This window comes from Corynebacterium sp. 51B (genome assembly GCF_008930785.1).
GTDB classification, from domain to species: domain Bacteria; phylum Actinomycetota; class Actinomycetes; order Mycobacteriales; family Mycobacteriaceae; genus Corynebacterium; species Corynebacterium megadyptis.
The window spans coordinates 39,298-64,978 of the sequence record NZ_PQMK01000005.1 but is presented as its reverse complement, the minus strand read 5'-3'; the positions used below and the strand labels follow the sequence as shown (position 1 = coordinate 64,978).

The window sequence follows — 25,681 nt, the reverse complement described above, 5'->3', positions numbered from 1 at the left end:
TCCCCTCCCTCATCCCTAGTGGATAGGAAAGGGGATAGCTATGGGGTGGCCACACCCTGCGCACGCTTATCGACGCCCACCTTCGGCGCGTGCGCCTAATCGCGCAGGCGCTGGACTACCTCCGGCAGGTTCTCCGCATCGCTGAGCTCAGCGATGGTGATACTCAGCCACGGCGCGGCGAGCTCATTGTCGTCGAAGAGCAGCGCCAGCTTCTGCTCTGTGTCTTCGAGCTCCCACACCGCAATGGTGGAGACGCCGTGGATCTCATCGCCGATATTCTCGGGTGCGGCCACCCCGGCGCGTGCGAGAACACGCAGCGCGGCCACCGCCTCCTCATCGTCCTCCCACTCCTCGAGCACCTCGGCCCACGCGTCGCTGATCTCGGAAGTGTGAGACGCAGCCGAGGTATCCGCCGCAGCCGGGCTCGTCGCAGCGGCTGCTGCGGGCACTGCCGCCTCCACCGCCGAGAACTCGCTGTTATCGCGCACATCAATAAGCACGCTGTTATTGCTGAGGAAGCCCAAGTTCGAGATGTGCAAGAAGCGGTTCCAGCTGTCTTTGTCCGAGCCCTCTTGGTCTGGAATGAAGCTGATGCGCACGCCCTTGTCCACGCGGCGCAGATCCACCGCCGGCCCCAGCAGCTGGGGGCCCTGTTCTTGGGCGGCCCAGGAGATGTGGAAGGCCGCGGCCTCGCCGAGCTTATCCCAGCGATGGGTGGGGTGATGCAGAATTTCCAGCAGCTGCGTCATGGGATCGCGCAGCAGCAGCTCGTGGAAGGAATCCTGGAGCCGCAGCTTCTCATTGAGCACCCCACGCAGCTGCCCCACATACCAGCGGGGCGTCTCGGTGGCGCCGGTGGTGGCCGTGGCGCGCCGGGCCTCGAGATCCTTGTAGGTAATGGACCACGGGTACATGCCGCGGCGGGCCAGCTGTGATCGCTTGGCGATGTCCCCAGCCACTCGGTTGTGCAGCTGGCTGGCGTGATACTGATAGCCGTCGAGATAGGCGGCCACGGTGCTCACGGTGGCGTTATCGGTTTCAAAGTAGAAGTCGGGTTTGGTTTCTACCAGATCCTTCTGCTCGTGCATGGTCCACTGGTGGGGCGAGTTCGGGAAGCTGATGGTCCAGCGGGCACAGTTGCCCACTGTTTGCTCCTGCACGCGCGCGCCCTTCGCCTTGAGATCGGCGCGCAGCTGCTCGAGGAACATCACCTCGAGTGCTGAGCGGCTATCCGGCTCCGGGGCCTCCTCGGTGATGTGGCCCTCCCAGAGGTTCTTCTCGCTCAGCGGATCGACGCTGTTATCTGGGTGGAGATCGTCCACCAGGATTTTGGTGATCGCCGCCAGCGCTGATTCCCGCGAGGTCTTATCCACATCACTGCCGGCGCTAAAGGGCAGCAGGCACTCGGGGCAAGCTTGGCGCTGATCGTTCTGGCAGGGGCAGTGCTCCAGCTTTTCATAGGCTTTTAGCAACAAGCGGCGAATATCGGCCGAGGAGGTGAATTGCGAGAGATAGCCGGTACCGCCCGGGATCGTGTCGTGCAGCAGCAGCATGGGACTCACCTTGCCGTGGGTGCTGGCGTGGACCGGCGCCACATCGAGGTGGTCGGGGTTGCCGCCGAGGGCCAGTTTGAAGCCCATGCGGATCGTGGCGATGAGGCTCGGGGTGGCGTTCTCATCGGCGGCGGCAATGCTGGGCGGCAGGTGCATGAGCACGCCTTGGGTGGTGAGGGTGCGTCCCAGGGCGAAGGCGATGGTGTCCTCGTCGGCGGCATTGCGCAGGGAGCACCAGGGCTTGTGGTCGCGCCAGTGATTCGACCCCGCCTCGGAATCCTTGTGGCCGCACTCGCGGCACACGCGAAACATGGGAGTTTCTACTTCGGCGCCGCACAGGGATTGGCGCATTCCGCCTTGGGCGCGGCCCAGATTCAGCCAGCGCATGTTCACCGAGGGCAGGTAGCGGATACCGAAACCGGTTTCACGCAAGAACCATCCCTCGCCATAGCCGCCCTCGGGCACAACCATGGACAGGGCGCGTTCGAAGCGCACCGAGGCGCGATCGTCTTTGGCGTCGGTAATCGCGGAGCGCGAATAGTCCACGCTGGCGTAGACGCGCGTCATTTCCACCACGTTGATCACCTGCGCGGCGTCGGCAAAGCGAGCGTCGCCGCAGTGTGGGCAGGGAAGCGTATCAGAGTCGGGGGCTTCTACCCGCGAGTAGGAGCAGCTGGGGCAGAGCCGCCACTGTTGCACAGCGGCGTTATCCGGCCCGAGCTCCACCGAGTCCACCGTGGCGGCAATGCCCTGGGCATAGAAGGTGGCGTCCGGAGCGAGCTCGAAGAGCGCGGAGGAGATACCGCGCGAATAGTCGCGGGCATGCGTTTCGATCTCCCCGGTATCGGCGTCGGTGCGCGAGATCGAGAGGTGAAACTCCACGGTCTCATCCAAGAGAGTGAAGTTCGGCAAAAGCCCCGCGCGCTCCATCACGGCGATCCAATATTCCTCCTCGAACTCGGAGGTCAGCTGGCTGTTGATGAAATTCGCCGCCGCCCGGGTTTGGCGCAGCTGCAACTCGGTTTCCTCATCGGCGCTATTGCTCTCGGCGACGCGGTTGAGTTCATCGAGCGTGGCATGCACCGCCTTTTTGCGCTCGAGGAGCATTGCGCGGTGGGATTGCCAGGTGCTGCGGCAATCGCGCAGCACGGCCACCGCCTGGGTGCTGGCCCACTCCCGCAGCTCCTCCTTCACGGCTTGGGGCGCAAACTCGCCCAGGCTGTCCAGGAAGGCATCGAGCTCAGCGTCGATCCCCGCCTCGATGCGATCGATGAGCGCGGCCACCACCGTGCCCTCGAAGTCCTGCAGGCCATAGCCGAAGACGGACTTCGCGCGCGTCGCCGATACGTTCACCTCGGCAAAGTCCATGGTGTCGATCACATAGGCCAAGAACTGCCGGTGCAGAATCTCTCGCGCAGACAAAAAGGCCGCCGGCGGCTGCACCACACCATTGATGGTGCTCAGCGGCCGTTCCAGCCTAGCCAGCGCTTTCCCGCGCCCGCGGGTCACAGCGATCACCAGCGAGTTGCCGCTCAAACGCCCAGCACGGCCCACACGCTGCACATAGGAGGCCACAGAATCCGGCAGGGAGGCCAGCATCACCGTGGAGAGATCCCCGATATCGATACCCATCTCGAGGGTAGGGGTAGCCACCAGCACATTCGGCGCATCCGGTTGTTGCTTATCGACGGCCGCCTTGAACTGTTCCTCGATCTCTAAGCGATCCGCGGTCGCGAGCAAGCTCGTGTGCTCGCGGCTGATGACCGTGCGGGAGTCCCGGGAGCTATACAGGCTGCGGTAGTAGTTGTGCGGATTAGCCACCACCTCGAATCGGCCCTCACAGCCGAGCGAGTGGCAGGGGGTGTGGGCCAAGAGTTCGCGGCCGTGGGCGTCCACGCCGAAACGGCGGTGGCACACCGAGCATTCGAGGATGCCTGGATCGGGTTCGTGCACCACGCGAATGCGCGAGGGCTCGAGATAGTACATGGTGGCACCGGTGTTGGACTCCAGGCTGCCGAGGATGCCCTCTGCGGCCAAGAGGCGAAAGAGCGCGGTGACGGCCCAAGCGGCGTGGCGGGTGTCGATGCTTAAGTGGGTGGCGCTCCAGCGGGCACACCAGCCGCGCTCTTCCGAGAGCGGCAGCACCGAGTTCTTCGATTTTGCGCCAGCGAGTTTTCCGCCCGCACGGGGAAAGTGCGGGGCGCCGCCTTGGGGGAAGCGGGGCACGCCTTGGGCGGCGGCTTCGCGGCGGTAGAGCATGTACTCATTGCCATCGTCTTTGATGAAGGCGCGCAGTAGCTCGGTGTAGATACCGCCGCTGAGGCGGGTGTATTCCAGCAGGCCGCGGGCCCAAGCCAGCTCGCTGCCGGCACCATCGAGTGCATCGCCGGTGGCGGGGTCATGGGAGATAAACGCCGCCATTTGCGTCTCGCCGAAGGCGCTACGCAGAGCCTCTTTAGCGATGGGCTCCAGCACCGCATCGTCTACGTCCACGCCCACGGAGACGGTTCCGGTGGAGACCAAAGAGCGGGGGAGATCGGCGCGATCACCGAATTCGAGAGCCACATCCAGCTCCAGCACCTTGGTCAGGCGCTTGGTGGCCTCGCCGCGCTGCCGCGAGGAATAGCTGGGATCCCAGAAGGGCGCAAAGCGTTTATTCTCCGCCACCCAGGGCGGCAGGAGCTCAAAGCGAGAGCGCGCCGGGACCTCATCTGCATCGGCGGAGGCAATGAGCTGCTTAGGCAAAGTGTCTAGGGTGGTCGCTTCGTCGATGGCCGCATTGGTGCGGCCACGGAAGGCGAAGGTGCGGGCGCGGGATTGCATGAACCCGGCGCGGTGCGCGGCATCCTGCACGGAGTCGGTGAACACCAGTGATTTCTTCTCTGCGGCGTCCACATCGTCCATGCCGAAGAGATTGGACACGGCCACGGAAAGCAGCGTGGCCACGGAGGAGCCGAGGAAGCGGATGGAGTCGCGCTCCCCGCAGGAGGGGCAGACGTTCTGGCGGGCAAGCTCGTCTACGTCCTCGCCGCCATAGGTGAGAACCCGCACCACGCCGCCGAAGTCCAAGTGTTCCTCTTCGGGCTCGCTCACGCTCAGCTGCGCATTGGGCAGATCCAGCCAGGCCAGCATGGAGTGGTCCTCGGCCAGGCGATCGTGTCCCAAGCGCAGCTCACTGGAGGCGTCGATGAGCGGCCGCATCATGGTGCGTTTGCGCACGCTGTGGCCGCGGATGGTTTTAGGGTTGGTTTCGATGCGCTCATCGCCGGGCTGGACGCTGACCATCCACCCCGAGCGCCCGCAGTTGCGGCAGTAGCAGGCCGGCAACCAGTTGCCCTCGGTGGTGCCGTTATCGGACCAGCGAAACATTGCTGCCCCAGCGGCGTTGAGCTCTACGGCGCGGTCGATGCGCGATACCTCCCGCACCCATAGGTGGGTCTCTACCCCAGGGAATTTCTTGCCGTGCCAGCCATGCAGCGCCCCGAACTCGGCGCGCAGGTGCGCGATCAAGGTGAGGGTGTGGGCAATAAAGGTGGCCGCGTCTGCGTCGAGTTGGCGCAGCGTTTCGGTATGGAAGAGCTGGGCATCCAGCGGAGTCTCGTCCTTTTCGAAGGATTCCGTTATCGCCACCGGCCGGCTCGTTGCCTGCAGCAGCTGAAGAACCCACTCATTGCGCGAGGCTGCCGCAATCGTGTGCTCCACAGACGTCTCCGCGCCCACGCCGAGTAGCTCTTCGCCGAGCACCCGGCGCACGATGCGATCGTGCTCCACATGCTCCTCAGCCTCGGTGGCCTGTTCGATCGCGCGATTCATCTCCTGCATCGCCGCGGCCGTCGGCGCGGGCGTGGGCTCGGCCTCGATCCCGGTGAACTCGGCAATGCTGCGCTGCCACTGTTCGATGGTGAGCACGGTTTCGCGAACCACGGAGCTCGGTGGCAGCTGTTCACCGAAGATAGTGTGCGCGAACTCCAGCATCTCTGTGGGCTCGGAATTCTTATCGCCCAGTGTTGCGGAGGTAGCCACCGGCGTGATCCGCCCCAGCGGGCGGGTCTTGTCTTCCTCGCTTAAATCGCCCTCGGGCTGGAGGGCCTTGATCTTCAACCCCATGCGCCGCAGCAGCAGCGCCACATCGGTGCCTTGGGCGCCGTCGTAGGTGTGGAACTCATCGAGCACCACATACTGCAGGCTTGTGGCCGATTCCTTCCATAGCTGCTGGTCTTCATCGCGCAGCAGGAGCTGATCCAGCATCTTGTAGTTGGTCAGCAGGATCTCCGGCGGCGCCAGCCGCATCGTCTCCCGATCGGTGATCAGCCCCGCCTCGCTCACGGTCCGACGGTGCGAGTCAGCCGTTTCACCGGTATAGATACCGGCACGAATCCCACCCAACCGCGGATCGGTGGTGATCAGCTCCGCCAGACGCGCCGCTTGGTCATTAGCCAGCGCATTCATCGGATAAAGGATGAGCGCCTTAATTCCCCGCCGCCCCGTGGTGCGCAGGCAGTGATCCAGAATCGGATAGAGAAAAGACTCCGTCTTACCCGAGCCCGTTCCCGTGACTACCAGCGTGGGCTCTGGGCGCCGCTCCTCGCCATCGCGTGACGACGCCAACCTGCGGAACGCCTCCGCCTGGTGCCGATAGGGAAGAAAATGCTCCGGCAGCCAGCCCAGAAGGTTCGACCAGTCCGCCGCCGGGGCATAGGGCAAACGGGTGCGCACATAGGGCCCATGGAACATGCCCTCCTCGGAGTTGGTGAGAAACTCCTTCAGCCCCGCCGCCGTTGCCTGCTCCGCCAGGGAGAAGCTGGTGGTCAGGTACTCACTCAAGCCACCAATAATGTGGTTCGAGGCATGCGTGGGGATGATACTGGACATGGTGGGTTATAGCTCCTTGGAAAAAGCCTCATAGGCGGCCCGCAGATCGGCTTCACGATCCAGCGGGGCAAAGGGGTAGTCGAAGGTGTAGGACACCTCAGACTGCGGGTGCGTCCAGGTGCGCTCCGCCGCGGACAGCTCCGCGCCGAGCTTCAGCTTCTCCTGAAGCTTCACAATCTCCTTCGGCACCTTACGGCCATGCGCATCATAAAGATCCTCCCGATCGTAGCGACGCATCACAGGGAATTGGGTGCGATAAATCATGCACAGCTCATCAGCGCTGATACCCAAGGACAGGGCCACAATGGCATCAATCTCATTCTGCGCATGCCAGCGCTTCTTCGCATTCCGCAGCGGCGTCTCCGGCGTCCACTCCTCACCCGTGATCTGCTCCCACAAGGGCGCATACGCGCGGGTAAGGCAGTTCAACTCCAGATAGCGGCGGGCCGCAATGGGCCACAGTGCGTTCTCGGTGCCGAGGGGGAGCACTTCGAAAACAGTCGCCATAATATGCCCCGTCCCGGTTGATCGCAGATAGAAATCTACAAGGAACGAGCTGGCCGTGAACGCTGCGGCAAGCGTTCTCACATCTCCCATCGGCCCAGCAGAAGTAATGGTGTACAAGTGCGTGGACTCTGCGGGCAGTAGGGAAGGGTAGAGCGTTCGAAAACCGGTAGTCGCAGCCATGTTTCGCCATCCGACGCGGAAAAATGATGACGCATACTCCTTTTTCCCGTCTACGGTCCACGTGCCAAACAAGCCATTTATCGCAGCTTGATCCAAGGAATCATCGAATGCATATGATGTCGCAGGAATAAAGTCTTCGGCTACGGCCTCGAGGTCGATCTCGGACCAGTCCTTGTTACTCTTCATCGTGGGATTGGGCTGCTTGATCATGGGCGTGGATACGCCCAGATGTGGGCCTTGCAGAATCGCCTCGGCCCAGGAATCTGGATGCTGCCACGAGGTGTCGAAGTACCCCTTCTTCTTGTCTGTGGTTTCATTCCAACCACTGGAGAACTGTAGCCCCAGCGAACCAATACGATCTGCGGCAGCGAGCTTTTCCAGAACGGCGGCAGCAGCGGTGTTCACGGTATAGACCATGCGCGTTTCCAGCAGCGGCGTGTCGGGATCCTCGAGAACGGACTTCCACAGCTCGAGGGTGTTCTTATCCACGGTGGCAATTCGATCACGGTGGGGCCGCAGATCCCAGTTATCGTTCTCGTCCCTGAAACCGGGGAGTATGCCGCTTCCATCGTGCTTAAAAGAATCGCTCACGCTCGTGGGGTGGTAGAGAGAGTTCGCAGAAAGGAATCTGGGGTCGTCTACGGCAATGGAATAAACATGAACGCCGTACGTGACGTGATTATCCACATCGAAGAGCTTGAGCTCGTTGATGAACTGCCAGTGGCGGCGCAGACGACGATATGCACCTATGCGTAGGGGTGCAGCCTTCTTCTCTGTGAAGTGTGATTCGGGGTGGATCAAAGAGATCACACCAGTGTTGCTGGCATTGGCCCAGGTGCGCTCTATGAAGCCCCGGTAGAGATCAGGTCGCTGATCTTTGAGATGGGGGTAGCGGGTGATATCGCCAAGCACAGCGGCAACGACTACTGAATCGGATATACCGCGCGACATCGTTGCAAGAACAGCGCCATTGTCCACCAGGGATTCGCGGCGGGCCTGCTTCTCCTTTTGGGTTGGTTTGGTGGCAAGTTTGAACCACGGGTCGTGCTCAGCGAGGAGCCCGTCCACGTCCACGTCGGGCCGCACCCACGGCGGGTTACCCACTTGGAAGTCGAAGCCGCCCTCGGCCATCACGGCGGCGAAGTCCAGATCCCAGTGGAAGAAACTCTGCTCGGCACTGACGCGCTCCACAATGGCCAGCCACGGGTGAGCCTCCAGCAGCTCCTCGTACTTCAGGGCGCCGGAGGCCTTGAACTCGAGATCCTCGATAAAGTCCAAGTCCTCCCAGTCCATGGCGAAGCCGAAGCCCTCGGCCTGCTTCTTCCCAGATTTCAGGGCGTCATTGGCCCGGCCCAAGGCGTGGTGAAGCATGCGCAGCCACTCCTCACGGCTGGGGAGCAGCTCCGTTTCATTCAGCGGCCAGAACCACAGGGCGTTCCAGGCGTTCATGATCAGCCGCAGGCGCTGATAGGAGCCGTTGAGATTAGCGAAGAGCTCCTGCTCAATCTGTGCGCGGGTGACCGCGCCGGCGCTATGCTGCTCCGGCTGGCCCCATAGGTTAATGGTGCGCCGGGCCTGCTGTTCTGCGATGCGCAGGCGCACCAGAGCAAAGCGCCATAGCACCTCGACCCGCTCAGACAGCTCCGCGAGCTCGCGGGCGTGTGTCTTGCTAAAGCCCTTCTGCACCGACTTTCGCCACGTCTTCATGGCTGCGATCTGCTCGGGCGCCATGGCTTTGAGGTCCTTGGATTCGCTGGCCGCGCCCCAGCCAAGGGCGGGAACGAGGAAGTGATGCACCCGCGAGGAGACCTTCGGATCGGGCCTCTGCGTGATAATGGCTTCCGAGACCGTCTGTACGCTGTGGTGCCGCGGGCGCTCCGAAAGATACTGCTTGGTGGTGAGAGCGTCTGTGCTCAGCGTGGAACGCGTTGCCCCGATAAGCGAGTTGCCGTGGCGCAGGTGCAGGCCGAACCACGGGGCCTTCAAATCGGCGGTCATGGTGTTTAGCCACAGCGAGATCTCGGCGAGCTCCACGGCGGTGCGGTTGAGGTCTACGCCATACACCTGGTGCAGGGCGATGGAGGCCTTTACTTTTTGTAGTTCCTCGGTGAGGGACTCTGCCGGAATCTGCTCATCGAGCTCTTCTTGTTTCAGCGTGGTATAGAGCTCTGCCAGCTGGTTCACGGCCTCCACGGCGAAGGCGCCGGAGCCCATCGCCGGCTCGCAGATACTCAGGTTCAGTACATCATCGGCGCAGCTGATACGCCCCGAGCTGCGCAGCTCCTCGATGGCCTGTCCCACGGTGAACTCGGTGATCACCGGTGGGGAATAGAAGGAGGCCGAGCGCTCTCGATCCCGGGAGGATTGGCGATACACAAAGGAGCCGGCTTTATGGCGACGATTGCGGGTGCGGGTGCCGGAGATGGCGTCGTCAATCCGCTCTTGGACGAAGCTGTCCGTGGGCAGAGTGGCGGCCAGCGACTCGGGCACAACCCATGATCCCTTGGAGGGATCGCCGTGGGGTGCGACCTCCAGCAGCTCTTGGGTGGCGATGAAGCCGGTATAGGACATCAGGCCCTCGTACACCTGGCCGAGCTGGGTGACACCGAGGGTGGCATAGGAGACGAAGCCGCGCTCACGGCCCGAGGTTTCGGGGGTGAGCAGCAAGTTTTGCAGCACCGTGTGGAGGGCGGCATTGGAAAGTTTGACGCGCGAGATATACGCGGTGGCATCCGGCTTGAAGAGATCCGCGGCGAGATTCCGGAAGCGGAGCCCATCGGCGCCGGCGTTGGCGTCGAAAAGCTCGGCGGTGGGGTCCAAGGGATCATGGCCCTGATCCACCAAGGAGAAGAGGAGATCGAGGCTGTCGTAGAGGTAGGTGCCGCGGGCGGCCCGCTCGCTGGGAGGTTCGATGAGGATTTGGTCGCGCAAGTTCGACAGACCATAGCCCTCGTCATATTCGGGCACCCCGGTGGGCAGGATCTGCAGCTCCGGGGAGGCCTCGGCGAAGAGTAGGAAGAGGATGCGATAGAGATAGCGCAGCGATTGTTTGGCCAGCTCATTGCCGTCAAGATCAATCGGCAGGCGCTGCTCGCGGTGGCGATCCAGCACATCATTGCCGATGATTTCGATGGATTCCTTAATGGCCTGGCGGAGGCTTTCGCTCACCTTCACGGCATGGTCGCGGGATTCGGCGAGCGTCTCAAGCCACCAGGTGCTGCCATCGGGAGCGCAGGTGATGTTCTCCCACGCCAGGGCGGCGCACACCTGCTGTAGCTCGCCGCGATTCTTCGTGTTATTGCGCTCGGCGGCAAGGGCCACATCCACGCCGAAATACCGACCGAGAGGCCAGGAATCGCGTTCGGCGAGAATCACCCAAGAGCCGGCGACTAGCACGATGAAGGCCGGTTGTTCCTCGCTGAGGAATAGCTCCGTCACTAGCTTGGTGGCTGACCACTCCAGCTCGGCGCCATCTAGGCTCGGCGAGCTTAGCGGGGTGGCCTCCACCAGCTCTTCAATATTGGTGATAGGAGAAACACGAAGGGTAGCGGCCTTGTGCTGCAGCGATCCGGTGAAGGAAAGAGTACCGGCGCTGCTCTGCACCTCCTGCGCTGCCGGATGCGGATAGCCACAGGCGGATTCGATGGCCGCGGCGGCGGCCTCCACCGAGGAAGGAGTGGCGGGGTCAATGGTGGATAGCGCCGTCTGCAGCTCATTGCGCTGGGCGGTGAGCCGACCCCACGGGGAGGTGGAGGACGCGGAATCCTTATCGTCGGCCTTCCACACCTTCACTGCGTCCTCAGCGCGCTTGCCAAAGGACGCACCCTTGGTGTTCTCATCGTTGGTCAGGTAGTAGTCGCTGATCCACTCGTCAACGTTGGCGATGGAATCGAAAGAAGCCATGGGGGAGATCCTTGTTATGCGCTGGGGGTGGTGGCGGGAATGATGACCGCGAGGGGACGGATAAGGGAACGCTGCGGGCGGGTGGCCACGAGCATCTCACGCTGCTTGTCCACCACGGCACGAGAGCGGGGCGCCCGGCCGGAGCTGTGGCCGATGGCGCTTTCCCATTCGGTGGCGCGCTCCGACCATGCCGCGGCGCGGCTTTCGGCCTCGGCGATGCCGGCGCTCTGGATGGCGTCCACATGCGTCTCCGCGGCGGCAAGTGCCGCGCGGATCAGCCGGTTCGTCTCCGGCGGAACGCTGAGCGAGCCCGTGGAAATCGCCTGCTCATTCAAACCGATCTCGCGCAGCATGGCGATGGGATCGGTGACGGTATCCACCGTGGCCGCAGGAATACCCTCGGGCACATCCAAGCCGAACTGGCCCGGGGTGGCCAGCAGGAAGGAACGGGTGACCACCTGGCCGCGGGAGCTGGTGAGCGTGGCCATGAGCAGCACCGTGAGCTCCTCCACGGCGCCGGTGAACGCGGGAATCTCGGACTTTGCCATCGAGGACAGAGCGCGATCGGCGGCCCAATCCGATACCGGGTGCAGAGGGCCCAGATAGTGTGCCTTCGGCCAGGTCTTGGAATCGTTATCGCGGGCCGCCTGCAGCTGCGACTCGCCGCGGGCGGTGGAGGTAGCCAGCATGAGGCGCTTCTTGACCTGGCGATAGTCCACATAGTCCTGGGGCAGCAGATCGAAACGGCGCTGCAGATCCGGTGGGGGAGTCAGCTCCATCGTGTCATTATCGTGCAGCTCCATCGACACCCCGCCGCGCGCCGGGGACTCCGAGGCCACATCATGAAACGCCTCCGCGAGGGCCTGCACGAGATAGTCCTGCTCGCTGGAGAACAGGCTATGGGCCGCCGAGGAGGTAAGTGGCTGCTCCGGTTCCTCGTCGAGGATCAGGGTGCCGCTGTTGAGCATGGCCCAGAGATCATCCACGGCCCGCTCGTCTGCACTGCTCTCGGCCGAGGGAGCATCCGCCGCTGGAGCGTCCGCGTCGGCGCCGAGGCCCTCTTCGGCGTGGCGGGCGGCGCGGTCGCGGGCGTCACGCACCACCTCTTCCGCGGTGCGGATAGTGGATTCGAGATCACGGCGGCCCCGAAGAATATCGCGGACGCTATCTTCCTCGCTGCGGATGGAATGCTTGCCCATGAGCAAGGAGGCATCACCGAGGAATTGGTGGGCGGCGTGCTCACGCTCGACGAGCTTTTCTAATACGTGGGTCTCGCCGATGCCCTCCTCGGGATCCAGAAGCAGCGTCGCGATCTGCGGCGGGTTGGTCTGGCCATAGCGATCAATACGGCCATTGCGCTGCTGGATACGGATGAGCGACCACGGAATGTCATAGTGCACCAAGTGGTGACATTGGCTGTGCAGGTTCACGCCCTCGCTGGCCACATCGCCGGTAATGAGCACCCGGAGCTTGGAATCGGCGCGCTTGAACTCGTCGATCAGCTCCATCTGCTCCACATCGGACATGCCGCCGTGCATGACCTTCACCGCGCCCTTGCCCAGCTTGAGGTCCTTGCTCAGGTTGGTCTCGAGGAAGTGCAAGGTGGCGACACGCTCAGAGAAGATCACCACTCGGTGCGAGGAGCGCTTCTTAATGCCCACCTCATTGCGCAGATAGTCCACGAGCTGGAAGTACTTATTGGAATTATCGGGGGTGATGCGCTCGGCTAACTCCCGCAGCCGGTGCAGGGCCTGCACTTGGGCGCCGCTGCTGGTGGAGGCGGAATCCGCAGCCAGAGTACGCAGGCGGTTATCGATGGTCTCCAGCAGGGCGGCGGGGGAGGAGAGATAGGCTTTGACCAAGGTCCACGGGAAAAGATCGCCGGCCAGTTTCGTACTCACCCACGTCTCGCTGAGCTCGCGGGCCACGGCATTTTCCTCCGCCGAGGCCTCAATGAGGATATTGGTGGGCTCCGCGCGAATCGCCCACTTATCGCCCACCACCGAGGCGACCTCCTTGGAGTTGCGATGGCGCCGGATAATGAGATCCTTGGCGGCGACCTCATCAATCACCCCGCTCGGGCTCACGGCCAGAGGATCGAGCAGGCGCAGGATCTCCTTAAACGAGTCTGGGTCGCCATTGTGCGGGGTGGCCGAGGCGAGAATCAGTGCGTCCGTGCGCGGCGCGAGCGTGCGCACCAAGCGGTTATTATGCGTGCCGGCATTGGTGGCGTTGTGGATCTCATCCACAATCACGATGTCCCAGTTCACCTTTTCCAGCTGGGCGAGATACTTAGGCGACTTCAAGGTATCCATGGACACGATCACGCGCGGGAAGTACGTGAAGGGATTCTTGCTGGCCGGCAGCTTCTGGCGCACCTTTTGAATACCGATCGAATCGAGACGCACCAGCGGAATGGAAAAGCGCGTCCACAGCTCCTGCTGGAACTGCTCCAGCACATGCTTCGGGGTGACCACCAGAATGCGCTCTCCGCGGCCACGCCGGATCAACTCGGCGGCAATCATGCCGATTTCGAGGGTCTTGCCCAGGCCGACGGCGTCGGCAAGCAACAGCCGGGGCTGTACCCGCCGGGGGTCGAGCGCCATGCGTACGGCGGCGAGCTGATAATCGAGCGGGTCCGCGAGCATACGGGTGGCCACGTCGAGCTCCTGCTGCCGCAGCGGCACCGGGGTTTGGCGCATCGTGGACTCCAGCCACAGCTTCGAGTGGCGATAGCGCGGGGAATGATCCGGTACGGGAGTGACCGCGGCGGGGTCGAAGATGCGGACATCGTCCAGGGCGGTGAAGAAAGTAGCGGTGGTATCGCGCACATAGTCGCTGAGGCCGCGAACCTTGATGCGGAAGCCATCGGTGGAGCGGGTCACGTGGGTGACCAGCCACGACTCATTGCGCACCTCCACGGTGACGCCGGGCGCGAGCTGATCGAAGTAGCTGGGGTCGCGGGGGCTGGCGGTAGCAGATGAGGCCGCTGCGGAGGGCTGAGTCATAGTTTTTTAAGTTTAATTAGTCAGCGCTCACGGTGGGCCGATATGACTACGCCGTGTTGGGGTGGGTGGTCGCGGGGGATGTACTCGTCGAGGCGCGCGCCGAGGCGCCGAGCGGAATCGCTACCTGGGAGGTGCGCGATCTCCACCGCAAGACTCTCAACTATGGGGGGGCTGCGCGAACAGAGATGGTGCCGGCATGGATCAAAACGCAATCTACGGTGCGAGAGAAATCCACAACGATACAGCTCACGTTGCTAGATCAGTGAGTAGGAGAGTGAGGAGTGTCTTCGATTCTTATCTCGGAATTTATGATAAGTCTCCTTTCTGGCAAAATCAGATAGAGGTTCCTTATTGAGGACGACGAAAACCACACTGAAGTTAAATAATCGACAACCGAATAAGGCTTAAGCGGAGAATGTGGAATGTAGATTCGAGCGTTAAAGTTTCGTCGTAGGTGCATGGCCTCTAGATACGATTCATGAATCAATGGCGCCGAGCGGGCAAGGGTGGATATTTTTCACATTCGAACATAAAGCTCGACACAAGCGATGCGGAACTAAGTGGCTTAGCGGGGCTTTGATTGTGGACGTCTGTTAAAAATGTGATGGCACGCCGAACAATCCTCCTGGACTGATCCTTTTTCGGTGTCTCTATATAGTTGAGTCAACTACGCCGATCCGTTCCTGGATTCACTATTGTCCGGTACAAGTTCCGTCCGATCCAGCGCTGTATATGTTTACCTATCGAAGGGCATGGTGCAGCGTATGCACACAGGGTGTATGAGAGTCCTTCGCTTTCACACACAAGATTTCGACGTAGTGCCGCGAAGGGGGAGCGGCCTCCAGACCTGCTCATGGCCTGCTTAAGGCATCAACATCAGACTTGTTGCGAAGCAGAGTCGGTAGCCCCTCGGTGTGCGCCGGCGCGTGGAAGCACAGATCGTGATGCGATGAACTCGTCCGAAAAGAGGTTTCAGTCTGTCGGATGATCAAGCGTCTGTAGGCGGGTAACCGAATCCAACCTAGGACTATGAAGGGAAGCATACTAAGATAGAGGGATGGCCCTAATCGGCAGAGGCTAACGGAGGGCAAAATAGCTCGGAAGGACTTCGGCCAGTGATTCGAACGGAACGGCTTCAATCTATCGTGGAAATGCTTAATAGTAATGGCACAGTGACGGTAGATCAAATAATAAACACGCTTGGAATCTCTGCGGCAACCGCGCGCCGTGATCTAGATCTTCTCGCAGAGAAGGGTCAAGCTTTACGGACACATGGCGGGGCAACGGCTATCGATAGTGGCTTGCCAACCTTTTCGCTTCTTTCAACGTCTCCATATTCAGCGCAAAAGCGGCAAATAGCCTTGGAGTGCATGCGTTTTATAGAGCCTGGGCAAGTTATTGGATTATCTGGCGGAACCACAGTTAGTGAGGTGGCCTTAGAGATCGCTCGATGGGCGGCCAAGCATGCCGAAAAGTCTCCGGTGACGCTTCCGGTTTTGACAGTAGTGACAAATGCTGTGAGCGTTGCCTACCGTCTCAGTGGAAGGCCAGAGCTGCGGATTGTCGTGGTTGGGGGAGTGATGAATTCGCACTCCTGCGAGCTAACAGGCCCTTTTAGTACTCAGGTATTAGAGCAGATCAATATGGATTTGGCCTTTATCGGTGTGAATGGTTTTGATTCCAGTGGACCGGGTACTACTGACGAATTTGAAGCTTTCACTAACCGTGCTATGGCTTCGCGGGCGGTGAAACCAGTCGTGGTTGCGGACTCCTCCAAGTTCGGAAAACGTTCATTCTCTTCGGTAGGGGGCCCAGAGGCGATCCGAACTGTGGTAACCGATTCGGACATCGACAGCAAAGTTATTTGCTCTTTGCAGGAACGTGGCTATGACGTGGTGGTTGCCGGCTGACGTCCGTAATCTTGCTTGGAGCAAAGCTTAACCCTCCCCGTTGCGTGGTGTGCTGTGGGGAGGGTGTGAAGGGGGGTGTTACTTGGACACGGAGGTGCCGGCGGAGTGGAGGTCCTGGCAGGCCTCCACGATGCGCTCGGCCATGCCGGTCTCAGCCTTCTTCATGTAGGAGCGGGGATCGTAGACCTTCTTGTTTCCGACCTCGCCGTCGATCTTGAACACGCCATCGTAGTTAGCGAACATGTGGCGGGCGACCGGGTTAGTAAACGCGTACTGGGTGTCGGTGTCCACATTCATCTTGATCACGCCGTAGCGCAGGGACTCTTCGATCTTTTCCTTCTCAGAGCCGGAACCGCCGTGGAAGACGAAATCGAAGGGGTTAGAACCGGCATCCAGGCCGAGCTTCTTTTCTGCCACCTTCTGGCCCATGTCCAAAACCTCGGGGCGCAGCTTGACGTTGCCCGGCTTGTACACGCCGTGAACGTTACCGAAGGTAGCGGCCAGCAGGTAGCGGCCGTTCTCACCGGTACCGAGAGCATCAATGGTCTTAGCGAAGTCTTCCTCAGAGGTGTAGAGGTTAGCGCCAGCCTTGGCCTCCACGCCGTCCTCCTCGCCGCCGACGACACCGATCTCTACCTCGAGAACGATATTGGCGTTACGGGCCTTTTCCAGCAGTTCCTGGGCGATCTCAAGGTTCTCGTCGATCGGCACAGCGGAACCATCCCACATGTGGGACTGGAACAACGGCAACTCACCGCGATCCACGCGCTCCTGAGAGATCGCGATCAGCGGACGCACGTACTCGTCCAGAACTTCCTTCTGGCAGTGATCGGTGTGCAGGGCAACGTTGATGCCGTAGTGCTTGGCTGCCTCGTGCGCGAAAGCGGCCAGTGCGCACGCGCCAGCAACCTTGTTCTTCACATTGAGACCGGAACCGAACTCAGCGCCGCCAGTGGAGAACTGAATGATGCCATCAGACTCAGCGTCAGCGAAGCCCTTGAGCGCGGCGTTGATGGTCTCGGAAGAGGTGCAGTTGATAGCCGGATAGGCGAAGCCGCCCTCCTTGGCCTTGTTCAGCATCTCGTTGTAGACCTCGGGGGTTGCAATTGGCATAAAACTCTCCTTATAAGACTGGAACGGGGTTAGAACTTATTCTCTTTTATTATGCCAAATTCTGGCATAATTTCCGTGGTGCCAACACTAAAATTCACCACCGGATTGAAGATGAGTTTCAAAAACCGCTGGCTAGGGGTATATCCTCACGGGAGTAAAAAACTAGTGAAATTTGTCACGCCATTGGCTTTATTTATATAGCCGGTTAGCGGATGGTAGTTGCTACGGGCCCAAAGTGTCTGCTACCTGCATGGTTTCGCGCAGATCCAACAGTCAAACGGAGCGTCTCATTCGATTTTGGCCGAGGAAACAAACCGTCGGTGGTTGTCGCGTGGTTGAATCGCAAAATAATCTGCAACGCTCTGGTGTGTCTTACGCGCTTGAGGTCGGAGATTCTTTTTAGTTCGTATAGCATTTTCGATAGTGTGCTTGATCTGAAAATGTATCGACGGGCGGGACCGCGGTCCTCGCCATCATCTTCTAATTGATCAAGGTGCCACTCAAGTTTGCAGGACACCAAAGGGGTCAACAGCCTGAAGCCGTTGACCCCTAGTATCTTCTGGGCAAAGCATGCCCAGTTTAGTCACTGACAGATGGCCGTTTCGGAGTTCCCCCCAGCTATTGAGCTCCTGGGTTGAGTCCAAGGATCACTTTGTCTTCTGGGGAGTGTCAGTTTGGCTGTGGAACCCCGCAGGCCTAGCTGTTAATTGAGGTAGAAGATGCGGTCGCGATTTTCTTCCATGTGCTTCGCGTTCCATTCGGCGCCGCCGTCGAGGTTAGCAGCTAGAAACACCGGTGCTTCGATACCGCGCTCGATGAGATGCTCAATAATGGCAGCGGAGAGCGAGTGAAGGATAGCCGTCGAAGTCACGCCGGATGCGGGCGTAAACTTTTGTGGCACACCTTCGAGCGAGAGGACAGCGTCACCTGCATCCACCTGGTTGTCCAGCAAGATATCGGCGTGATCCTTCAACTTCGTACCGTCAGGCACACGAGAGGTAACTGCATCGGTGTATTTGGAAGAAGTTAAACCTACAACGTAAATGCCACGAGCTCGAGCCTCGCGCGCAATTTCGACAGGAACTGCGTTACGGCCAGATACAGAGACCACAATGAGGACGTCACCTTCGCGCAGAGGCGAATTGTTTAGGAGGACCTCACCGTAGCCGGGCATCTGCTCCATTTGCGATCCCAGCGTGGTCGGCCGCGTGGTGAGAGCTTCGATTCCGGGACCATATAGGGGATTGATGAGCATCAGGCCGCCGGCGCGATAAACAATATCCTGTACTGGGAGGCTGGAGTGAGAAGCGCCAAAGGCAAATATGCGTCCACCGGAGGCTACCTTGTCAGCAATGACATGTGCTGCTTCATCAATGCTCTCGAGTTGGGTCGACCGAACTTTCTCAAGCAGGCTGATTATCTGGTCGAAATAGTTGTTCGTCAGCTGAGACATAACGATGTAGTTTCCTTTCTAGAAACAATGTTCCGTGCTTAAGCGGCGCCGAAGAGCATGCCGATAAAGTGGATGATGATTGCGGGCACGATTGCGTCTGGCACGGTGAAGCCAAGGCCTTCCGCGCCGAGACCAGCGAGGTCTCCAAAGACCTGTGCCTGGTAGGCGAACGAGATGAGGATCCATCCAAGGAAGCCCCACAGGAAGCCACCTAGCCATGCGGCAACTCGGCCACCGGTCGAGTTGGCAAAGATAGCCGCGGTACCGGAAGCGAAGAACGCCACGATCATTGACGGGATAGGCACGGGCCACCCCATTGCTCCACAGAGAGCCATACCGGCAATCTGGCCGATGAGGCCCGAAATTAGGCCGACGAGTAGGGCGTTAGGAGCGAAAGCGAAGAGAACGGGGGCGTCGAGCGCCGGAATAGCGTCAGGGATGACCTTCTTGGAAATACCTTCGAAAGCGGGCACAATCTCGCCGATCAGCATGCGAACGCCGTAGAGCAGGACCAACATGCCAGCCGTGAAGGTCAGGGCCATCACGAGAGAGAAGACGATCCAGTTTTGGCCATCGGAGATACCGCCATTGTCAGCCGGCGCCTCGAAAGCAGATACACCTGCGGTTGCGACGGCCAGGCTTGCGGAGACGAAAGATACGATCGTCATCACAATGGTCGTAGACACTGCGACGTCACGGAAGAACGATAGTTTTTCAGGTAGTTTCGTTTCTTCTGTGGACTTTTCCTTGTTGCCGATGACCATACCGATGTAACCAGCAAGTACGTTGAGCAGAGTCTGTCCATGCGCGAAGCCAACGTCATTTCCACCAGTAACACGGCGGACGAAAGGTTGGGCCAGGGCCGGAGCCAAGGTGTAGTAGAAGCCGACCAAGATGGACGAGATTAGTACTGTTAGCCACGGGCTCCAGCCGAACTGGTAAATGGCTATGGTGAAGGCGCCCGCGTGAACCCAAATCATGTGTCCGGTGAGATACACATAGTGCCACGGGGTGATTCGGGCGAGTAGCAGGTGGAACATATAGCCAAACAGCATGGTCAGGCCGATTTCGGAGCCCAACGCCGTTATTGGCCCAGTTTGAACAGCTGACACCACCGCTTCGTCGAAGGTGACGAAGGTCTGGACATTCCCGGCTGGGAACGCCATCTCGAACATTGATTGGATGGGCGACAGACCGTTGACCAGGATGGTCGCTCCGCCACCAATGATCAGCAAAGACAATGCTGTCTTCACAGTTCCGGTGACGACCTCGCCAGCAGGCTTCCTTTGGACCAAGAGGCCGATCAAGGCGATTGATCCGACGATAATCGCTGGAATCTGGAACAGCTGCACCATGAAATCAACAAAGGTGCTCATGAGTACTCCTCATTTTCGAGAGCGGGAAGCCGCTTACTTGTTCTGGAATTCCTCGACTGCAGCCATGACCTTGGTCTTGACTTCGTTCTTGTCGATGAGGTTGTCGATGAGGACGACGATTGCTTTCGTGCCTTCAACATTGCTGCGCATACCCGTCGTCGTGACGACGATGTCAGAAGGTTGGGACTTGAAAGACCCTAGATCGATGGCTTGCACCTTGGCATCGACGTTGGCCTCTTGGAGCATTGTCCGAACTTGTCCGGCGAGCATCATAGAAGTGCCGAGGCCCATGCCGCAGACGGTTGCGATGTTGATCATTGTGGATCTCCTTATGGATGTAGTGAGTGTGTGTGAGGGTTACGTGTGTGTTTCCCTACTCGAATACTCGAGCTAATTCTTCGTCGGTTTTCGCTGCACGTGCTGCAGCGAGTAAGTCTTGATCCCCTAGGACAGCTGCCAAGGACTGGATCATTGCCATGTGCCCTTTCTTGTCGCCGGCAGCGAAGGAGATGAGCACGTCCACTGGATCGTTAGCTGGGCTGCCGAAATTGACCGGCTCAGCCAAGGTGACAACCGCAGTGCCTTTTTTGAGAACGCCACGGGCGTTCTTCGCGTGGGGCATGGCTACCCCAGGCGTCAAAACCATGTATGGCCCGAACTTCTTGACGCCATCGATCATGGCTTGGGCATATTCTGCTGTAGCTATGCCGCTATCCTCGTAGAGTTTGCCGACCTCTCGGATGGCTTCCTCCCAGTCGGCGACAGTCTTTCGTGCTGCCACTACGTCAGGAACGAATCCCATTGAGGCCCCTTTCCCAGCGCTGTATGCACTGTTGCTTGGATAACACTGAAATTATTGGAGTGAGCATAGCAACTCTCTCTCCGCTCAGCTTAGCCCCCAAAACGATCATGGTCAAGCATTTTCAATCATCTCGGGTATGCTTTTCGATCATTTCTCTTGAGTGGGGGCACTGCTGGTGTGAATCCGCTGGTAATTGGGAAAATAGGGCGCCTACAAGGGGGTATTTGCTTCTCGGGCGGCTGCGGTTCGGCGCATGATGCAGCTGCAGGGCGGGGGTGCGCCCTAGCGCTAAGCGGGACATGAGTGCATCTGAGTGATTCTAGATGATTTTCTAGACAGCTAAACAATCATGTGCAATCATGAAGGTGTGTTTATTCGACACGCGGCCCGCCTCGCGTAGAGGCTGCGGTGCGGCGTGAACCCCTAAGGAAGGATCATGCAGTGAGTACTGTTCCCGGTTTCCACATGGAAGAGGAGCTGGTTAGCCAACCACAGTGTTGGCGTCGAGCCTTGGAGTTGGAGAACTCATTCCTGCCGAGCAATGGAGAACGCGCGGTCGTTATTGGCTGTGGCACCAGCTGGTTCATGGCCCAGGCCTATGCTGCCCTTCGCGAAAGTGCTGGTAAGGGAATTACCGACGCGTACACGGCTACGGAGGTGCGCACGAATCGTCCCTATGACGTGGCTATCGTTATTACCCGTTCGGGCACTACCAGCGAGGTCATTGAGTTCCTGAAGCACAATAAAGCTGCAGAGAACCCTATGCGAACGATCGCCTTGCTCGGCGCTCAAGATACTCCCGTTGCGGAGCTAGCTGACCACATTGTCAACTTGTCCTTTGCTGATGAGCAGTCGGTTGTTCAAACCCGCTTCGCCACCACTGTGCTCGCTTTCCTGCGGGCCAGCATTCAGGGAAGCAGCGTTGTGAACAAGGCCGCCGATCAGGCGGAGAACTATCTCGCGACCGACTTGGAAGATGAGTTCGTAGATGCCGAGCAATACACATTCCTTGGAGCGGACTGGGCTTTGGGTGTGGCCACCGAGGCTGGTTTGAAAATGCGGGAATCCTGCCAAGCGTGGACTGAATCCTACAACTCGATGGAATACCGTCACGGACCTATTGCCATCGCTGGTCCAGGTCGCATCACGTGGCAGTTCGGTGAACGTCCCGAAGGCCTAGCGGACCAGGTTGCTGCGACCGGGGCAACGTACATCCACACCGGCAATGACCCTATGGCGGATTTGGTCCGTATTCACCAAATCGCGCTAGCAACGTCCCGTGCTCGTGGGCTCGATGCCGACCATCCGCGCAACCTCACTCGCTCCGTCATTCTCAAGTAGGACAGCTCGTCATGTATACCTCTCCCGCGGTGGTTGCCTTAACCCCGAATCCGGCCCTCGATGTAACTCTCACCCTTCCCCGCTTGAAGAGCGGTTGTACTCATCGCGTCAGCCAGGGCAAGTATCAACTAGCGGGTAAAGGAGTCAATGTCGCAACGGTTGCGTCGGAGCAGGGGTATGACGCTGTAGCGCTGGGCCCGTTGTCCGACCGGGATCACGATTATGCCGCTGCTCGGCGCTGGTTAAAGCACCTAGACGCCGCAGGCGTTCAGCAACATTGGACAGATACATCTGTTGCTCTACGGAGCACTTTCGCGCTGGTCGAAACAGAGGTGGGCGATGTTTCCATGGTGAATGAGGCAGGTGATTCGCATTCAGAGGAAACGTGGCACGGGCTGTGCGCCGCCGTCAAAGAAGAGCTTTCAGCACGCCGCGGCAGCGTGCTTACGATCTCTGGATCGTGGCCGCCTTCAACGCCAGAGAGCATTTTGCCTGCTCTGATCCGCATTGCCCATGAAGCCGATAGCACTGTGGTGGTGGATTGTGGTGGACCCCAGCTTCTCACCGCCGCTAAGGCTGGGGCGGACCTTCTCAAACCCAACCTGGCCGAGTTGATCGAGGCCCTCGGTGGTGCCGCGGCCGACGACCCATTTACGAGCGCCCAGCAATTACAAGAGCTGGGCGCAGGTGCGGTGGTGGTGTCGATGGGCGCAGAAGGTTTGGCCTATCGCGGGCGCGGCAGCTTCCGTGCTCGCACGGATCGTCCGCTGCGGGGAAACCCTACGGGGGCTGGCGATGCATTAGTGGCAGCACTCGCCACTGGCGTACTCGATTCTTTGGATGTGCGAGAGCTGCTTGAGCGAGCAGTGCGCTATTCGGCTGCGGCGGTCCTCAATCCCGCTGCTGGGACAATCGGCGACCGCTGGAAGGAGATTGTCCCAATTATCACAGAACTGTAACAGCACTGCCGCATATCTATTCATTCTCACACCCAACGCTCAGAGGAGTTATTCTCATGTCCCTAGTTTCTACTCTTGATTTGGTATCGCAAGCTGCGCAGCGCGGTACAGGAATTGGCGCTTTCAATGTGATTCATCTGGAAACAGCTGAAGGTCTTGTCAGTGCTGCTGAACGCGCTGACCTGCCAGTCATCCTCCAGCTTTCTCACAATTGCATCAAGTATCACAATGGAGATATCACGCCCCTTGGATCGGCGATGCTTGCTCTTGCTAAGGGATCCACGGCACAAGTTGCTGTCCATCTTGACCACTGTGAATCGGTCGATCTTGCTAAGCGAGCTGTAGATTTAGGCTTCACCTCAGTGATGTACGACGGCTCCACTCTTCCGATCGAGGAAAATATCGCATCGACCCAAGATGTCGTGTCATATGCGCATGCCCGAGGGGCAAATGTAGAGGCTGAGCTTGGCGAAATCGGAGGTAAGAAAGGCGCGCATACACCAGGTGTGCGTACTGATCCTGCCGAGGCCAAGCAGTTTGTGTCAGACACAGGCGTTGATCTGCTTGCCGTTGCGGTGGGCAGTGAGCACGCTATGCAGGAGCGTACCGCGCGTCTTGATCACGACCTTATCGCTAAATTGAAAGATGCCGCGGGAGTCCCTCTTGTCCTGCACGGCTCGTCCGGGGTGGCGGATGAAGAGATCCAGAAGGGTATCCGCCATGGTATGACCAAGATCAACGTCTCAACTCACCTTAATGGTCACTTCACGCGGGCTATTCGCAGCTACCTGGATGCCTCGCCGGAAGTCACAGACTCGCGCAAGTACGTATCCGCTGGACGAGATGCTCTTTCGGCAGAGGCTGAACGTCTGCTCAAGGTATTCCATTGCGTTCAGGACTCTCCTCGTAGCTAGCCGTTGCTGGTCTACGGGACGAGTCAGACTTGTCCCTCCTGCTCATGACGAGATTGACGGAAGAAGCTCTATGTTTGCTATCGGCACAGTCTTGTTCTTGAAGGCCTAATAGATCAGTACGCAATGGGTAGCGTGGCGCGTCAACTAGTTTTGTCTAAAACTAATTCCTGCTGACGGCAGGCACAGTTGGCGTGCTTCGCTGCTCCTTCCCGTTCTTGGTTGTTGTGGAGTGAAATAGCCACTTCGCTGGCTGAAGAGAGCTGGGAGCTACGTCAAATCTGAGTTGTGGCTTGTACGATGTGCCTCACTAAGTGACTGAGACGGGATGCCTTCAGGCCTACAGGCTGAGCCTCCTGTCGCTTCTTCCTTTTCTCGCGTACGGGGAAATCCCTCGGCGTGATGGTTCTAGCGCCGCTAAAGAAGCGATCTCGCTTGTATTTCGACGTCGGTAGCCGAGCTTCTGTACAGCAACGTTGTAAGCGACCTGCAAGAGTGCCGCGGTTACCGCATGAAACGCACAGCTGAGGTGGGGTGCCTCATCTCATGGGGCGCAATTTGGTCCACTTGGTAACCACACAACTAGAACATCTATGAAGCGATAGTTTTTACTTCTGAAAGAGAGATGAGATACGTGGCTTCAACTATTATTACTAACGCTCAACTCTATACTGGCGTTATTGGGGGGCACCTTCGCGGCGGCGCAGTGCGGTTCGAGAATGGCCACATCACAAACGTTGGATTAGATCCTTCAGGTTGGGGAGCGGACAGCGTTATCGATGCGGAAGGGGCGCCGGTAGTCCCTGGGTATATTGATATCCACCATCATGGTGCCGGTGGCGCAGCATACGACGAGGGTCTAGATGCGGGACATATTGCGGTAGCGGAGCACCGCAAGCATGGCACCACCCGTTGTGTGGCTTCTTTCGTCACGGCATCGTTGGACGATCTTAGTGCCCGTATGGATGCTCTCATGCCGCTAGTGGAGGATCGCAGCGGTCACGTTCTCGGTTTCCATGCCGAGGGCCCGTTCCTATCGCCCGCCCACAAGGGGGCCCATCCTGAAAATCGGCTTGTTGATCCTCTCCCTGACAAGGTGCAGAAAGTCATCGACTCCGCTCATGGGCGTCTATTACAGGTCACGCTAGCCCCAGAGCGGGAGAACGGGATTAATGCTGTACAGCAAATTGTCGACTCTGGTGCGAGAGCGGCAGTTGGTCACACTGCGTGTGACTTCGATACAGCCCGTGCTGCTTTTGATGCCGGTGCGACGATCTTGACCCACACGTTCAATGGCATGGAAGGCATACACCACCGCAATCCTGGTCCAGTTATTGCTGCTCTCCGGGATGAACGTGTGTGGCTGGAGGTCATCAATGATGGCATTCACGTGGACCCAAATGTGGTGAAATCCTTGTTCTTGGAAGCGCCGAATCGCACCGTTTTAGTGACTGATGCTATGAGCGCTACATGCAATCCTGACGGCCACTATATGCTCGGTGAGCTTGAGGTAGTGGTCACTGATGGTGTGGCGAGGCTGGCCAGTGGTGGATCCCTAGCGGGATCCACATTGACTATGGATCGCGCCGTAGCCAACGCGGTGCATAACGTGGATGTGCCCCTTGACGTAGCAGTTGCTGCAGCTACGAGCCACGCTGCTCAGGCTATTGGTTTGGGGGACTGCTTTGGGCAGATTAGTCCTGGCTTCCCCGCAGATATTGTGTTGCTCGACCCAATGAGTTTGCTGCCTCAGAGGGTATTTGAAGGGGGCGTTGAACACTCCACGGCGTAGC

Annotated in this window: 13 protein-coding genes; 5 read left to right on the top strand and 8 right to left on the bottom strand. The window is 59.3% G+C overall.

Features of this window, described 5'->3' with window-relative positions; genetic code table 11:
- Nucleotides 1–95: 95 nt before the first annotated feature.
- From GBB14_RS07075 to GBB14_RS07065, 3 genes are read right to left on the bottom strand one after another with little or no spacing between them, the layout of a single operon-like run.
- Complete coding sequence (locus GBB14_RS07075; RefSeq protein WP_151529617.1) at nucleotides 96–6,425, bottom strand: DEAD/DEAH box helicase; 6,330 nt, start codon at nucleotides 6,423–6,425, stop codon at nucleotides 96–98.
- Nucleotides 6,426–6,431: 6 nt separating this feature from the next.
- Complete coding sequence (locus GBB14_RS07070; RefSeq protein WP_151529616.1) at nucleotides 6,432–11,015, bottom strand: DNA methyltransferase; 4,584 nt, start codon at nucleotides 11,013–11,015, stop codon at nucleotides 6,432–6,434.
- 14 nt (nucleotides 11,016–11,029) lie between these two features.
- Nucleotides 11,030–14,023, bottom strand: coding sequence for a DEAD/DEAH box helicase (locus GBB14_RS07065; RefSeq protein ID WP_151529615.1), 2,994 nt, complete (start codon nucleotides 14,021–14,023; stop codon nucleotides 11,030–11,032).
- A gap of 1,115 nt (nucleotides 14,024–15,138) precedes the next feature.
- Here GBB14_RS07065 and GBB14_RS07060 point away from each other — a divergent pair.
- Nucleotides 15,139–15,933 (top strand): DeoR/GlpR family DNA-binding transcription regulator, encoded by a 795-nt coding sequence (locus GBB14_RS07060; RefSeq protein ID WP_151529614.1) that lies wholly within the window; start codon nucleotides 15,139–15,141, stop codon nucleotides 15,931–15,933.
- Nucleotides 15,934–16,011: 78 nt separating this feature from the next.
- Here the strand turns inward: GBB14_RS07060 and fbaA are convergent, their stop codons facing one another.
- From fbaA to GBB14_RS07035, 5 genes are all read right to left on the bottom strand, one after another.
- Nucleotides 16,012–17,046: a class II fructose-bisphosphate aldolase gene (gene fbaA, locus GBB14_RS07055; RefSeq protein ID WP_151530480.1), complete on the bottom strand. Its 1,035-nt coding sequence runs from the start codon at nucleotides 17,044–17,046 to the stop codon at nucleotides 16,012–16,014.
- Nucleotides 17,047–17,749: 703 nt separating this feature from the next.
- Nucleotides 17,750–18,499: a sugar isomerase domain-containing protein gene (locus tag GBB14_RS07050; protein WP_151530373.1), complete on the bottom strand. Its 750-nt coding sequence runs from the start codon at nucleotides 18,497–18,499 to the stop codon at nucleotides 17,750–17,752.
- Between the two features lie 38 nt (nucleotides 18,500–18,537).
- Complete coding sequence (locus tag GBB14_RS07045) at nucleotides 18,538–19,875, bottom strand: PTS ascorbate transporter subunit IIC (protein WP_151530374.1); 1,338 nt, start codon at nucleotides 19,873–19,875, stop codon at nucleotides 18,538–18,540.
- A 33-nt stretch (nucleotides 19,876–19,908) separates the two neighbouring features.
- A complete protein-coding gene (locus GBB14_RS07040) occupies nucleotides 19,909–20,193 on the bottom strand; it encodes a PTS sugar transporter subunit IIB (protein ID WP_151530375.1) in 285 nt (94 codons plus the stop codon).
- 55 nt (nucleotides 20,194–20,248) lie between these two features.
- Nucleotides 20,249–20,677: a PTS sugar transporter subunit IIA gene (locus GBB14_RS07035; RefSeq protein WP_151530376.1), complete on the bottom strand. Its 429-nt coding sequence runs from the start codon at nucleotides 20,675–20,677 to the stop codon at nucleotides 20,249–20,251.
- 441 nt (nucleotides 20,678–21,118) lie between these two features.
- Here GBB14_RS07035 and GBB14_RS07030 point away from each other — a divergent pair, with 441 nt between their 5' ends.
- From GBB14_RS07030 to nagA, 4 genes are all read left to right on the top strand, one after another.
- Nucleotides 21,119–22,018 carry an SIS domain-containing protein gene (locus GBB14_RS07030; protein ID WP_225976630.1) on the top strand — a complete coding sequence of 300 codons (900 nt, stop codon included), beginning with the start codon at nucleotides 21,119–21,121 and terminating at the stop codon, nucleotides 22,016–22,018.
- An 11-nt stretch (nucleotides 22,019–22,029) separates the two neighbouring features.
- The gene (locus GBB14_RS07025) at nucleotides 22,030–22,977 is read left to right on the top strand and encodes a 1-phosphofructokinase family hexose kinase (RefSeq protein WP_151530377.1); all 948 of its coding nucleotides are present in this window, start codon (nucleotides 22,030–22,032) and stop codon (nucleotides 22,975–22,977) included.
- 56 nt (nucleotides 22,978–23,033) lie between these two features.
- Complete coding sequence (locus GBB14_RS07020; protein ID WP_151530378.1) at nucleotides 23,034–23,891, top strand: class II fructose-bisphosphate aldolase; 858 nt, start codon at nucleotides 23,034–23,036, stop codon at nucleotides 23,889–23,891.
- A gap of 631 nt (nucleotides 23,892–24,522) precedes the next feature.
- On the top strand, nucleotides 24,523–25,680 hold the full coding sequence (gene nagA, locus GBB14_RS07015) for an N-acetylglucosamine-6-phosphate deacetylase (RefSeq protein ID WP_192796173.1): 1,158 nt from the start codon (nucleotides 24,523–24,525) through the stop codon (nucleotides 25,678–25,680).
- Nucleotide 25,681: the final 1 nt, after the last annotated feature.

Bases quoted from the DNA above. Each gene is read 5' to 3' on its own strand.
- GBB14_RS07070 (WP_151529616.1), bottom strand. From the start codon at position 11,015: ATGGCTTCTTTCGATTCCATCGCCAACGTTGACGAGTGGATCAGCGAC.
- GBB14_RS07065 (WP_151529615.1), bottom strand. From the start codon at position 14,023: ATGACTCAGCCCTCCGCAGCGGCCTCATCTGCTACCGCCAGCCCCCGC.
- GBB14_RS07075 (WP_151529617.1), bottom strand. From the start codon at position 6,425: ATGTCCAGTATCATCCCCACGCATGCCTCGAACCACATTATTGGTGGC.
- GBB14_RS07050 (WP_151530373.1), bottom strand. From the start codon at position 18,499: ATGTCTCAGCTGACGAACAACTATTTCGACCAGATAATCAGCCTGCTT.
- GBB14_RS07020 (WP_151530378.1), top strand. From the start codon at position 23,034: ATGTCCCTAGTTTCTACTCTTGATTTGGTATCGCAAGCTGCGCAGCGC.
- fbaA (WP_151530480.1), bottom strand. From the start codon at position 17,046: ATGCCAATTGCAACCCCCGAGGTCTACAACGAGATGCTGAACAAGGCC.
- GBB14_RS07040 (WP_151530375.1), bottom strand. From the start codon at position 20,193: ATGATCAACATCGCAACCGTCTGCGGCATGGGCCTCGGCACTTCTATG.
- GBB14_RS07025 (WP_151530377.1), top strand. From the start codon at position 22,030: ATGTATACCTCTCCCGCGGTGGTTGCCTTAACCCCGAATCCGGCCCTC.
- GBB14_RS07045 (WP_151530374.1), bottom strand. From the start codon at position 19,875: ATGAGCACCTTTGTTGATTTCATGGTGCAGCTGTTCCAGATTCCAGCG.
- GBB14_RS07035 (WP_151530376.1), bottom strand. From the start codon at position 20,677: ATGGGATTCGTTCCTGACGTAGTGGCAGCACGAAAGACTGTCGCCGAC.